The sequence below is a fragment of the Arthrobacter sp. zg-Y844 genome, assembly GCF_024385465.1.
GTDB lineage: Bacteria > Actinomycetota > Actinomycetes > Actinomycetales > Micrococcaceae > Arthrobacter_B.
Genome location: NZ_JANFLS010000004.1, coordinates 220,997 through 235,020, shown reverse-complemented (window position 1 = coordinate 235,020; position 14,024 = coordinate 220,997). Strand labels below are relative to the sequence as shown.

5 protein-coding genes are annotated in these 14,024 nt (G+C 66.3%); all 5 read right to left on the bottom strand.

Annotated elements, in window-relative coordinates; all coding sequences use genetic code 11:
- Positions 1-264: 264 nt before the first annotated feature.
- Positions 265-3,012, bottom strand: coding sequence for a LuxR C-terminal-related transcriptional regulator (locus tag NNX35_RS16230; RefSeq protein WP_370647065.1), 2,748 nt, complete (start codon positions 3,010-3,012; stop codon positions 265-267).
- Positions 3,009-5,753, bottom strand: coding sequence for a LuxR family transcriptional regulator (locus NNX35_RS16225; RefSeq protein ID WP_255767026.1), 2,745 nt, complete (start codon positions 5,751-5,753; stop codon positions 3,009-3,011). Before NNX35_RS16225 ends, NNX35_RS16230 begins: the two co-directional genes overlap by 4 nt.
- Before the next feature lie 295 nt (positions 5,754-6,048).
- Positions 6,049-8,295, bottom strand: coding sequence for a LuxR C-terminal-related transcriptional regulator (locus NNX35_RS13505; protein ID WP_255868037.1), 2,247 nt, complete (start codon positions 8,293-8,295; stop codon positions 6,049-6,051).
- Positions 8,296-8,587: 292 nt separating this feature from the next.
- Complete coding sequence (locus NNX35_RS13500; protein WP_255868036.1) at positions 8,588-11,284, bottom strand: LuxR family transcriptional regulator; 2,697 nt, start codon at positions 11,282-11,284, stop codon at positions 8,588-8,590.
- A gap of 29 nt (positions 11,285-11,313) precedes the next feature.
- A complete protein-coding gene (locus NNX35_RS13495; RefSeq protein WP_255868034.1) occupies positions 11,314-13,920 on the bottom strand; it encodes an AAA family ATPase in 2,607 nt (868 codons plus the stop codon).
- Positions 13,921-14,024: the final 104 nt, after the last annotated feature.

The window sequence follows — 14,024 nt, the reverse complement described above, 5'->3', positions numbered from 1 at the left end:
TTCGCCGCCTTACGACGGCGTTCTTTCGGCAACAGACGAGTGCCCATCTTTCCCCCCAGACCGAGACCGGCGTCCCTTTTCCCAAATCAACGTCTACCCAACTGACATCAATTTAGGAGCGGCAATGCAGGGCGGACACGCGTAACGGATACTCAAGTCAGCGGGCTGATCTCGCCCTGACAAACGGCAGTACCTGTCTTGTACTCGGTACCTCTACGTGTGCGCATACCGGCACGCTCCGACCGTGGCTTTCCGGACGGTCGATTACAGCAGAGGCGCAGTTCGGGGGCCCGGTTCCAGGGCGCGGTAGGCAGATTCCAGATCCGCCCGCCGGCTGATCCCCAGCTTGACGTAAATCCGGTACACATGCCCCTCCACGGTCCGCTGGGACAGTGTGAAGTGGCCGGCAATATCCTTGGTGGTTGCCCCGGACAACAGTAATGCCACAATCTCGTGTTCCCGTCGGGTGAGCCGGACCAGGTGCAGCGACGGACTCAGGTAGGAGACGGTTACTCCCGCCAGTTCCTCCCGTCGCCGCCGCAGCTGCTGGATAAGCGCACGCTGCCGGCGCAGGTTTCCATGGTTTCCGTAGAAGCGGATGGCGTGGCCAATGCTCTCCACGGCCACCAGGTACTTCTGTGCTCCGATCGCGTCCTCGGCGGCGGCAACCATACGGTCCGGATTACCGGAGGCGACTGCCGCGGCATAGGCGTGCAGGGCCTGGGCTTCTGCGCCCTCGAAGTCCGCCGTCAGCTCGGCCAGCCGTCCCACCTGGGTCAGGTCCCCCACGGCAAGGCACAGTTCCAGGATGTCCTTTTCGCTGCTGCGCAGCCCGGCCGCCCGGGCCTCGGCGGCAAGAACCGCCAGCCTGCCGGAAGTCGGCCCCTCGGTGGACTGGGAGGCCTCAGCAGCCGCCGCATAAGCCTGCGCGGTGAGCCACAAATGCCGGGGACCAGGGTAGCCTGCGGCGGATACCTGGGTGCCCGGCCCGGCGGCAGGAGTTCCGTCTCCGACCACCGTCGAGGCGTAGCCGGCCAAGCCGAGGGCGTAGGGAAGCATCAGCTCGGGGTCCTTGTCGCGCAGCGCTTCCACGGCAGGGCGCAGCCTCTGCAGTCCTTCGTGCAATCTCCCCCGGTGGATTTCGAGGGCGGCTTCGAAAACGCCCAACGTCCCTCCCAGCACGGTCAGCAGGTACTGGGGTCCGGTGTGCATCTTGGCGATCAGCTGTTCCAGTTGGACAAACCGGCCGCCGTGGAGCAGGGCGAGGGCATGGCGGACAAAAACGAACCCGGCATAGCTCCGGAACCGGCCGGCACTGCCCGCGAGGAGGTTCGCGGCGGCCTGCGCCTGTTTCAGTGCCGGTCCCACGTCGCCGCATGCCCCCAGGACTTCCGCATAGAGCGCGTGGATGATCACGGCCCGCTCGACGTCGTCGGCAGACCGGGGTTCTTCCTCGTCGCCGGCGAGGGCGGCCAGCCGGGTGCGGGCTTCGGCGTAGTCCCCCTTGAGCACCAGTGCGGCGGCCGTGAGCACTCCAGCACCGGCGGATACTCCCGGCGGCGTGCCGGCGGACGCTATCTCCCTTGCGGCCATTCCGGTTGCCACGTCGGTCCAGCGCTGTGCCAGGGCATTCAATTCCTCGGCGTCCACGTTGCTCTGGCGGAGCATCAGCGCACTTGTGAAGGCAGCCCGCTGCAGGCTCCGCTGATCCCAGGTCTCACCCGCACCCGTCTTGAGTGCTTCCAAGTGGGTTCGGGCGCGTCCGTAGCTGCCCTGTGCGGCAGCCGAAACTGCAAGCTCCACTTCTGCGGCCTTACGGAAGGCAGGCTGGTGGACGGCGGCAGCGAAACGCTGAGCGCGTGCTGCCTCCCACATTCCGTTTGCCGCTCGCGCCGCCGCCAGCAGCTCCTCGGCGGAAAGCCGTTCGCCGCAGTCGAGGGCCCACTCCGCGTACCTGAGCAGGGTATCCAGGCCGGCCGGTTGCACCGTATCCAGCAGGGATCCGGGCTCGTAGCGGCCCAGGACCCGGGCACGGATTTCGGAGCTGCGGGCGGCCGGAACCAGGCTGCGGATGATCTGCTCATGCAGCGGCTGCACCAGATGTACGGATTCATCCCGGTCCGGCAGGATTTCCAGGATCCCGTCGATCAAGAGCGAGCGGACGGCGTCGTCGTCGGACACCGCCGATACAACGGCCCGCGGCAACCGTTCGGCGAGCGCCACCGTTTCCAGGACATTGCGTTCTGCGGGGCTGCGCGAAGCCAGCATGCCCTTGACCAGATCCACCAGGGAGGTGTCGAGGCTGTCGGGTTCTTTCCCCAGGTACCAGGCACCGTTCACTTCGAGAAGCCGCTGCTGCCGCTGGGCCCGGGTCAACAGTTCCTTCACGTACAGCGGGTTGCCGCCGGACATCCGGCTCAACAGTGTGCTCGAGGCCTGGAGTACGGGGCCTCCGAGGGCGCTGACGCAGAACTCGTGAACGGCGTGCCGGGACAGCGGTCCCAGGTCTATCCGGGCCAGCAGACCGTCCCGGGCCAGTGAGAGCAACTCATGTATCCGCGGTGCCCGGGCGCGGGAAATGACCATCAGCCGCAGTTCTCCGGACATGGCCAGCTGGGTCAGCAGGTGCGCGCTGGCCTCGTCGATGTGCTGGGCGTTATCCACCACCAGCAGGGACTGCATACCGCTGGTTTCCGTCAACCGCTGGAAATGCGCCCGCACCGTCCGCAGGACCGCGAGCGGGGACTCCATTTCTGCAGCCGTGGCAGAACCCAGATAGGTGGACAGGATGCCGTACTGCATCCGGGACAACACCGGGGACCCGCAGACATAATACGGAACCATGATGGAGCTGAGGCGCTCAGCCGCCAGTTCGGCGAGGGAGGACTTCCCGATCCCCTCGGCTCCGAGCAGGACTACGCCGCGCAGCCCCGGATCCAAGAGCCTGTTAGTCACCTCTGCAAGTTCACGTTCGCGGCCGAACAACCGGCGCCCCTGTCCCCAGTGCGTCATTTCTTCGCCCCTGACTGCTCAGCAATTGTTCGGGCCAGTTCCCGTCGGCTTCCCACATGGAGTTTGGAGTACACCTGGTAGAGATGCCCTTCGACTGTCCGGACCGAGATGCCCAGTTCCTCTGCGATTTTTTTGTTGCTGGTGCCCGCCACAGCCTTCCGGGCGATGGAGCGTTCCCTGGCGGTAAGTGCTCCCAGGAATTCGTCCGCGGCTTCGGCCGGAGAATCGGGAGCTGCCACCCGGCGGCTGCGGTGGATAAAACGGACGGTGGCGCGGTCCCCGGCTCCCGAGGCGATGCTCAAGGCGTGTTCCGAGATTTCCCGGGCCAGCAGCACATGCCCGACCCCGGCGGCTACCTCAGACGCCCGCAGCAATACCTGGGCGTCTCCGTTGCCCAGCCCCTTGGCATAAAGCTCGCACAATGAGGCGAAGTCCCCTTCCAGGTTGGCCGCCACCGAGAGGACGTCATCCAGGCTTTCCTCATCGCCCAGCCTCATGGCGGTGAACCGGGCCAGCAGTTCATAGGCGTACGCTCCCCGCCGGTGGTCCTGCGCTGCCAGCGAGGAAAAACGGGAACTGCCCGTCTCGGATCCAAGCGCTGCTTCGGTCAGGGCCGCGAAGTGCCGGGCACCGCGGCGAACCGTCCAAGGGCCGCCGTCCGCCGCCGAGCGCTGTACCTGGAGGTACCGGCGCGCTTCCTCGCTCCGCCCCTCCACGGCGTGGCAGTACGCTGCCGCGGCAGCGGCGAGCGGAAGGAACGCCGCGGGTCCGCTAACCGTCAGCTGGCTGACCCCGGGCGTCAGTGCGGCGAGTGCCGGTTCCGGCCTGCCGGCGAAGGCATGCAGTAAACCTTCAGCCAGTTCCGCGTACGTGCCCTCCATTCCCTCTGCAGCAGACCGCTCCAGCAACCGCTCGCAGGCGGGGAGCGCCCCGGTGAGCGCGTAGGTGTGCAGCAGCCTGCTGACCACGCGGGCACGGGTACCGGCAGTAAGCTCCGTGCCTTGGAGCAGCCGCTCCACCTTGCCTGCCTGCTCGACGGCGTCATCCTGGCGGTTGGTCATGCTCCATGCCTCGGCCTGCCAGGCGGCACGCAGTATCCTGAAGCCCGCGTCGGGGAGCTCCAGGTCAGCCAGGTAGGTGGCGTTGGCGACGAACCGGCCGTGAGCGGAATGGCATTCGGCGCGGGCCAGAGCAAGTTCCCTGACCAGGTCGGCGACATCTCCCCCGTTGTCTCGGAGGTCAGCGATCTCCTGTTCCGCCTGCTCAAAGAGATCCGTATGCCGCATCCGGGCCGGCTCCGCGGGAGTTTCCGCGGAGCGGGGATCGCGCAGTCCGGTGGCCTCAATGCACATCACCTTGCCCTCGGCGAGCAGCAGTCGGATCCGGTCCTGGCCGGACGGAACCGATTCGCTGCCGCGGAAGCGCGCAAGCACCCCCATTGCTGCCCCGTATTCGCCCTGGGCTGTGCGTGCACGTGCAAGTTCGACGACGGCCCCGGCGCTTTCCTCACCGTCGGTGACCTCCGAAAGCAACCGGACAGCGGTCTCCGGCTGCCCCGAGGCGGTGGCAAGACGCGCAGCCCGCAGCACCAGTTCCAAGGACGGCGCTTCGCCGATGGCACTCAGCCAGCGGGCCAGGACGAGCGGATCCAGGACGAGGCCGGTGTTCAGCGCCGGCGCAAGTTCTTCAAAGAGCTGCCGCTGCCGCGCCGGTGTCAGGCTAGCCCGAACCGACCGTGCCACTACGGGATTAGAGATCAGCACGTCAACAACGGGACGGGCATCGAGTGTCACGATTCCCTTTTCCTGCAGCGCGTCCAGATCCGCACTGTCCAGCCGGGCAAGGACCACGGGCAGCGGGAGCGACTGCGCCATTGACAGCAACTGGAGGAGATTGGTCTGGGCGGGCGGCAGGTCGGAGAGGTTGCCCATGACTGCTGAAGCGACCCGCCCACCGCGGATTTCTTCGCCTGGGGCAAGGATCCACGTGCCGTTATGCAGTTTCAGCCGCCCGGCATCCTGGAAGTCTGTTCGGGCCAGCGCCAGCAGATGCGGGTTCCCTCCGGCGTGGTCGTGGACTGCGGCTGCTGCTGCCCGCGAGACCGTACCGCCCAGCAGCGAACCGAGGTAAGCGGCGGTTTCGGGGACGCTCAACGGCTCAAGATCCACCCGCTCCAGGATGCCGTCCCGCCACAGGCCCGCAAATTCCGCCGGAGCCGAACTGAAATCGCGGAATGCCACGAGCATGCCGGCGCTGCGGTTAAGCACCATCTGGGTAAGCACCATGGCTGAAAACTCGTCCAGCTCCTCTGCGTTGTCCACGGACAGGAGCACCGGCCGGCCGCCGGAACGTTCCGACACCAGCTGCGTGAGGCCGCGCAGGATCATCACCGGATGGCTGGAAAGCTCCGGATCCAGGTCCGAGAGCAGGAACGTCAGTGCGCCAAACGGTGTCCGCCCCGCAAATACCGAGCCACGCACCTGCACTATGTACGTGTCTTCCTGCAGGTTGCGGAGCACGTGCTGCATCACGGCGGTCTTGCCGATACCGGCCTCCCCCACAAGCAGGCAGCCGGTTCCCTGCGCGCCCCCGGACAGGTTCCGCAGTATTTCTTCCAGTACCTGCTCCCTGCCGACGACGGCGGGCTGGGCCTGCTGTCGGGCGCCCGTGCCCGCTGCCGCGTCCGGCGTATCGGCGGCGGTTAGAACGGGAAAGGCTGGTTGATCTTCATGAGGCTGCACTTTGAGACCCGTTTTCTGTCGGTTAACGTTCTTCGGTTCACGTACAAGCGGTTCTGGAACATGTTCGGCAGGGAGCTGTCACATCCAGGCACCATCGGTGTGCGGATTCCGCGTAGGACTCGGCCCTGCTGCCGTGCACCAGAGTAGAAAGGGTGGGTGTGCACTACACGAGTAGCACTCCCTAGTGATGCCACTTGGGTTACTTGGAAATATAGTGCCGGGGCAGCTCGTGCCTACGTGGTTTTTCCGTACAAACCACCCGTAACGCTGCCAACACTGGGCAAAGGGCGACTCATCAGTTACGGGGGCGCTCCGCCTCGAGGCACTCCCTCAGTTCTGCCCGCCCCGAAACACGTAGTTTCTGAAAGATGCGGCCAAGGTGCCAATCCACTGTTCTTGGCGAGAGGTGCAGGCCACCGGCCAGCTGTGAACTGTTCTTCCCTGCTGCTGCCCCGAGTGCCAGCTCCCGTTCAAAGTCCGACAGTTCCGGTAAACGGTCGGCAACCGAGTTGGCCGCCCGCAGCAAACGGTAACTGGCGTTCTCAAGTCGACGCGCTGCACGCAGCCGCGCACGGTCCGACTGCGCGCGTGCCAGGCGGACTGCCTCGCCGGCTGCCCCGTGTGCCGTCAGATACTGGCCCAGGCCGTGCGCCCTCTCCGCTGCCCTGAGCAGGCTGGCGGGTCGGAGCGCCGTGAGCCCCTCGGCCAATTCCAGGTACATCTGCGCGGATTCCCCGCTGCAGCCGGCCGCTGCTTCCCGCAGTTCCTCGGCTGCCCCAGGCCTGCCGTGCAGCGCGGCAGCGGCCAACACCAGCATGGCCTCCGGAAGGCCCTCAGGTCCGCCGTGTGCCGCGACAGTAGTGAACTCCCCGTTGCCTCCGGGGATCGTCACGCCGTAAACGGCGCACAACCCGGAAAAGCTCCGGGTGAGGGCGGTTTCCCAGTCGAAGGTCCGTACGCCGGCATCCGTGGAAGGAGCATTGGCACCGCCCGTACGCTGCCGGGCGCCCGCGCCGGCCGCCGTAAGGTAGCCGCGGGCAGCATCGCCGTCGCCAAGCAGCACGCAGGCATAGGCTGCGGCCGATTCGGCGAGGGGAACCAGGTCCTCTGTTCCTTCTGCCTCGAACTGCGCGACGGCCCGCTGCAGGGAGTCCAAGGCACGGTCGGCGCGGCCGTCCAGGACCTGCACAATGCCCTCGCACAGGTCATTGCCTCCTCGAAGCTCCATCCCCTCGACTGCCTCGCCTGTTTTTGCCAGGACATCGGCCGCATGCCGCAGCTCGCCGCAGCGCAGGAACACACAAAACAGCTCCGACAGGAGGTCCCGGCGCCAGCGGCCGGTTATTCCACATCTGTCCGCCAGTTCCAGCCCCGCCTGCGCGGCTGCGCTGGCTTCCGTCCACCGGCCGGAGCGAGACAATTTCCCTGCTTCCTGCGCTGCTACCCGTGCAGCAGCCATTTCCGCGGCAGGTGAGGGCTCCCTGTTGTCTTCGGCTTTCTGCTGCCTCTGGACCGAGGCAAGCCGGGACCGGATCTCTGCGGCGCGGCCCGGCGGAACCAGTGCGGCCGCGGCCTCGGCTAGCAGCGGGTCCTTGAACCGAAGGAAACCGGCTGATCCGGAGGAGACCAGGAGATTCTGCTCAAGCCGTTCCACAGCCGGCGGATCGGCAACCTGCAGGAGCAAAAGAATAGGAAGGGCGCCACTGACCGCGAGCACGTCTGCGGCGAACCGTTCCGCCGTGGACAGCCCGCCGGTCTCCGCCTCCACCCGCTCGGCGAGGGCGCCGGAATATGACACCGACCCCGTCCATACCCATATTCCCCGCCGGCGGACCACTGTCCCGGCGTCCATCTGTTCCCGCAGGAACACGGAGGAAAGCAGTGGGTTGCCCCGGCTCCGGGCCTGTACCTGGGCCACCAGCCGGCTGGAAACCGTTCCCCCGGCCAATCCCTCGAGCAACACCCGGGTTCCCCCGGGACGCAGCGGCTCCAGGACTTCCCTGTGCACTGAATCTTCGGACCACCATCGGACGAACTCGCTGGTGCAGGCGGAGAGATCCCGGACAGTTGCCAGCATCAGGGCACTGCCTGTCCTGCACAGTTGGAGAAGGACGGCGATGGTTGCCGCATCCATGTCCTCCACGTTTTCGATTGCAAGAACAAGACGCCGTCCGGCAGCCTTGCCCTTAAACACCCGCCGGAGGAATTGGAGTACGTACACCGGATCGGACAGTGCCTCAGGCGGCAGCTCGCTGAGCAGCCAGAACAATCCGGCGAAGGGTTTTTCGGCCCACGAGGCCGCCCCGCGCAGCTGCAGCACCGAGTAGCGGTCGCCGAGCCCGGCCAGGATACCGGCCATCGCGGTGGACTTACCTGTTCCCGCGGCCCCCGTCACCACCACGCTCCGGTCTTCGGACAATGCTTCAAGGGCTCCTGCAACTGCGTTCTTGACCTGCGCCAGGAGGGGTTCGCCAAGTTGGTTTCCCGTTTCACTTCCGGGGTTCCGGCTGCTTGCAGTCAGGGTGCGTCCGGCAACTTCCATCGAACGGCTCCTTCACCGGCGTCGTGCAGGGCTGGCGTCACGCGCATAGTGGGGGTTTTGGTGCGGGCGCATGAATGCGCCCGGGAAGGAGCCGACGGCGGCTGGGGGGACGCCCCGGTCTCAGAGGGCATCGACGCCGCCGGCTCCGTATGTGGGACCCGAGGTACCGGGGCGGCAGGACCGGATGGAAACCCGCTGCCGTAACCAGGTTGAACCTTGAGTGACATGCACAAGGCTACGAACCCCGGAATGGCGGCGCCCGAGTAAAACCTACTGGTGTTCCCGGCGGAAATTACTCGGCCGGAGCGGGCCGGTTCCAACCTCCGGAGGGGCGGTCAAGCAGGGGAAACCGTTCCCTCAGTTCTTCCCGGCGGCTGATCCCCAGTTTTTCGTACGTGCGGTAGATATGCCCTTCGACTGTTCGGACGGAGAGGTTCAGCGCGCTGGCTATTTCGGCGTTGCGCTGTCCGGCGGCGACCAGCGCAGCAACATCTCGCTCCCGCCGGGTCAACTCCGGAAGCATGCTGCGGTTCCCGCCGCCGTGCCGTCCGGTCAGCCGATGGATCCGGTTCAACAAGGCACGGTCGTTGTTCCTGCGGGCCAGCCGCTGGGCTTCGAGCAGGCATTGCCGGGCCAGCTGCAGGTCAAGTTCCGGCTCCGGGTCCGAGGCCAGTGCCACCAACGCAGCGCTGTCCTGGTCCAGGACGGCTCGGGTCACCCGGTTCATGACCAGAGCCTGCGGTCCCTCGAATCCCTCCGTCACCTTCAGCAGGCGGCCGGCCTCGGAAAAGTCGCCCAGACGCATGGACAGGTGGCGCAGCGTGAACTCCACCGCTGTGAAGGAACGCTCCTGCGCCGCAGCGGCGGTGTCGCGAAGCTTTTGCAGGTAGGAGCCGTCGGCGTCCAGCGCAAACCGTCCCCCGGCGAGAATACCCTCGGCCAAAAGCCGGTATTGCTCCGGTCCCCGCGGCGGAGTCCTTCCCGCAGCGGCAAGCAGCCGTCCGGCAACTTCCCGTTGCCCAAGGCTCGCAGCGGCAAAGGAACCCATCGCCAGGGACAGCGGAAGGATTCCTTCGGGATCGTTGCCGGTCGACGCTTGGACTGCAGCGGAAAAATCCTTCACGGCCTCGTGCAGGGCATTGGAACGCAGGTGGCTCATGCCCATCGCAAAATCCGCGACACCGCCGGAATGCAGCAGCGCGCGCTGAACGGGTGAATCCGCGGAGGCAACGGACCGCTGCAGTTGTTCCCATTCCCCAAGCCAGAGCAGCGCGGTGAGATGCCGGTGCAGGATAAACGGACCAAAGAGCTTTGAACCGGCAGTGGCTTCCCGTAACAGTTCCATGGCAGTCGTACTGTGTTCAAGCGCGGTTTGGGCCCGGCCCGTCGCCACGTGGACCTCGGCCGTTATCGCTTCGGCAAAAAGGATTGCCTCGGTGTCTGCGCTTTCACGTGCCTTGCGGAGTACCTCCGCCAGTTCCAGTTCTGTTTGGGCGTATTCGCCCGCCCAAACCCGGGACAGAAGACGGAGCATGTGCGCCCCGCAGCGGGCCGCCTCAACCGCCTGCGCCGGCTGGCTCCCGGACAAGCGGTCTATTGCGCGGTTCCACTGGCTGGCCAGGGGAACCTCCCAGCCGGTCCCGGTTGTGGACTGCTGCGCCAGCTGGACGTGCACCATCATCGACTGCTTCACGGTGCGCAGGTCCGGTGCCTGCTCGAGTGTCCCCTCCAACGTTGCCGCCGCCTGGCCCGCTTCGCCGAGCAGCAGCAGTGCGCGCGCCTCCTGTATGCGTGCCGGTATGCGCAGCACCCCTCTTCCGACAGCAGCGGCAGCCCTCAGCGCCAGCCGGGGATCGGATCGGTTGTTTGCCGTTTCCGCGGCATACAACAGCTCCTGCTCCGGGACCTGCACCCCGAGTGCCAAGGACCACGAGACAAGATGGAGTTGCCCTTCCTCCCCGATGTCCACGCCTGCCAGCACGGCTTGCAGCTGTTTAAGCAGGCGTGCACTGCGGGCAGCCGGAACCATCCCCCGGACAACTTCTCCATAGATCGGATGCAGCGGACGCACAACCTGCCCGGCGTCGGACGCACCTGAAACCACCACCAGGAGGAAATCCGCAAGACGGTCCACGGAGGCATGCAGTCCCAGCCGGAACGCAAGCCGCAGCGGCAGCGGTTCAGCAAGCGAAATGATCTCCAGCGCCGTGCGGTCCTCCGGGTCCAGACCCCGGATCTGGGCCTTGACGAGGTCTCCCACGCGTCCGCCGACGGGCGTCTCGCTTTCCGTCGTTCCCCAGATCCCCTGCCGCTGGACCAGGAAACCGCTGCGCACCGCCTCGTCAAGGAAGGCGAGCAGGTACATGGGATTTCCTCCGGTGAGACGGGCCAGCTCAACCGCGGCCGTGGTGCTGACCTGGCCTTGGAGCTCCTGCTGGCACAGCTGAAGGACCTCCAGTTCGTCCAGCGGCAGGAGGTGGTGGCGGGTTACCTGACCGTCCCACATGTGCGGCAGCACGCCCGAAATGTCCCGGAAGGACCGGGTGAGGACGAGCAGCCTGATGTGGCGGGCGTCAAGGAGTTGGACGAGTAGGTCGAAGCTGGGGCCGTCAATATCGTGCGCGTCGTCAACTACCACCAACGGTGCCGCACCCGGCTGGTCCGCGGGTGCTCCCCCCGCGGGTGCCTGGGGAATGATGCGGGCCATCAGGGCACGCATCACCGCAAGGGCAGACCCCGTCTGCCCTTGCGCCAGGTCAGGCAGGAGCGCAGCCAGTGCACCGTACGGCACGGACTTCAGGGCGGGGCTGGAGTACACCCAGTAAACGGGCATCTCGGCCTGCATCTCCTGGACGACAGCCGTTGCCAGGGCGGTTTTGCCAAGCCCGGCTTCCGCCGCCACGGCGGCACCGTGGCCCGCGGGGCGGCGCAGGCTCTGCAGCACGGAGGCAAGGACGGTGTCCCGGCCCGTCAGCGACCGTGCGTTCAACCCGTGCATTCCATTCCCCCCGTCGGTCCCTAGGCCATGATCTCGGAAAGCTCAATGCGGCCGGAGACGTGGAGCTTCGCGAAAATCTTTCCCAGGTGCCACTCGATGGTTCGGGGAGACAGGTTCAGTTCCCTGGCTATCTGCGTGGTGGTGGCCATCGTAACCGCCCGATGCGCAAGATCTGCCTCGAATTCACTCAGTTCTGCCAGTGTTTCGGCGCGGCCGCCGGAATGCTCCATGCGGCGCATGCTCGCATTTGCCACTTCACGGGCGGTTTTGGCCAGTCTTTTCCGCTCGTCTGCGCTGCATTCTGCCAGGCTGTGCTCGACAGCCCTGGCGGCATCCCGTGAGAGCAGGTACTGCCCGCAGTCGAGGAAACCCTTTGCCGCAGCGACCAGCCGGGCCGGATCATCGTTGAGCAAACCGGCAGCGAAGTCCGCTATCCGTTCGCTGAACCTTCCGCTCACCTCCTTGGACACCCTGATCACATCGGCGGCAGCGTCCTTGTCACCGGCCCGAACAGCTGCAGACAGGAACAGCAGCGCCGGTGCCGCGTACCCTGCCGCGTGCGCGGACGCAGCTTCGGCGCGCAGGCGCCCGCCGCGGATTCCGTCATCGGCGCCGTCGGCCAGGATGGAGAAATAGCGGAGGAGGAACCCCCGGAAGTAGCTGGGATGTTGCCTGCCGATGCCTGCCTGCCGAAGCAGTTCGGCGGCTTCCGGGCGCCGCTCACGATGGATATAGGCCGTAAGGGTTCGGGCAAGGGGAAGCATGTCTTGCGGGTCATGGACGCGGAGCTGCCCGATAGCACCGGTTAGCGCATCCCGGGCCATGCCCTCCTGTCCTTGCCAGGCAGCCAGGATGGCCACGGCCAGTTCACCTGCGCTGCCCTGGTAGGAGGGTCGGACCCCGATCGCGTCGAAGGCCTTGACGAAATCTGCAGCCCGGTCCAGCTCGCCCGAAAGGACATAGGTATCGAATATGCGGGTGCAGGCTTCCCCGGCGTTCCCGCCATTGACCGCGTAATTCTCCGGCGGCCCCAGCTGGTCGAGGATGTGCAGTGCTTCATCGGTCCGGCCGGCCAGGGCGAGGACATGGGCGGACAACGCTGCTGCCTGCATCCGAGTGGCCTGCCCCAGTTTTCCGTCCTCCCTAAGGCTGGCGAGACGCTCCGGGACCAGCGGAAGGCGCCCCCCGTCCGCAGCCAGTGCGCTGCGGGCCATGACCAGTGCCGCTTCAAGCTCTGGTGATTCCCCTTCGGCCGGGCATGACTCCTCTATCGCGGCAAGCGCCTGTTGCGGGTCTCCCGGTCCGGGAACACGGGCCAGGGTATAGCTGTAAAGCAGCATCAACGGCACGAAGCTGGAGCGCTTTTCCGAGGCCAGGCGGGGCTCGGCTTCACGGAAGACGCGGAGTGCCTTGTCGAGATGGCCGACACTGTGCAGGGCGCGGACCTCTTCAAGAACCATCTCCTGGCCGGGCGTTTTCGAGGCCACCGCCCGGACAAACCGGAGCGCGGCCGCTGCATCCGCACGGTCGTTGGCCACACGTGCGGCCCGGAGGGCCTCCGCCGGACCGATCTCCTCCCCGCAGGACAACGCCCAGCCCAGGAACCCGGTCAGTTCCTCGCCGTCCATGTCCGCAGGGTCAAGCCGGACTCCCATGTCTTCCCACAGTTCCCGCCTCCGGCCGGGCGCCATGCTCGCCGCTATTACCGACCCTGGATTCCCGCCGCCTAGCCGCACTGACGGCGGGTTGCCGCCAACAGAGATGATCTGCTGCTCTTCGAGTGCCTCGACGGCGGCTGCCGGTACCAGTTCCAGGACGATGGACAGAGGCAGGCTGACGCACAGCGCCAGGACCTCGACCAGCCGGCGTTCGTGTGCACCCAGCCGGTCCAGCACGGTGTCGAAAACCTCGCTGACCTCGCCGGTGCGGACAAAGGGAGCGGTCCGGACCCATACCGCTTCCCGACGCACCAGGGTCCCGGAGCGCTCCTGTGCAGCTGTCATGAGCCGGATGAGCCGGGGGCTGCCCGCTGTTTCCTTCCACATTGTGCCCGCGGCAAGGGAGGAAACGGGACCACCGAGCAATTCCTGCATCAGCTGGCGGGTCTCCCGCTCGGTAAGCAGTTCAAGGTCGACCCGTTCCAGCAGGCCTTCGCTCCAGAGGCCCACCAGCTCATGGTCTGCTTCCCAGTCGAGGGACGCCGCCGCCAGCACGGCAATCTTTCCCCGCCGCAGCAACTGGGACAGCACCGTGATGGAAAATCGATCCAGCCGATCCGCGTTGTCCACCGTAACCAGCACGCGGTTTTCCCGTGCTTCGGCGTCAAAGGAGCGGCTAAGTTCCTGCAGCAGCTGAAGCGGATCCCGCTCCGCGCCTTCGGGCAGGCCGCTGATGAGATAGGCCAAGGCTCCGTAAGGAGTCCCGGCGGCGATGGCCGTACCGCGGACCGGAATGATATGGAAGTCTGCCCGGAGGCGGTCCGCCACTGCGTGCAGCACGGCAGTTTTCCCGGCACCGGGCTGACCGAGGATAACGGCTCCGGCACCGCCGGCAGTAAGTGCCGAGCACAGGTCGTCAAGAAGCTCAGTTCGCCCGATTAGCCCGGCGACAAGTGAAACACTTTCCATCAGCCAGCCCACGCCCCCCACAACGCCTGCACGGATCCGGACTCCGGATGCCGCGGCTATCGGTAGCAACTGCTCAGTGGGATGGAGCATACGCGCGTATGTGG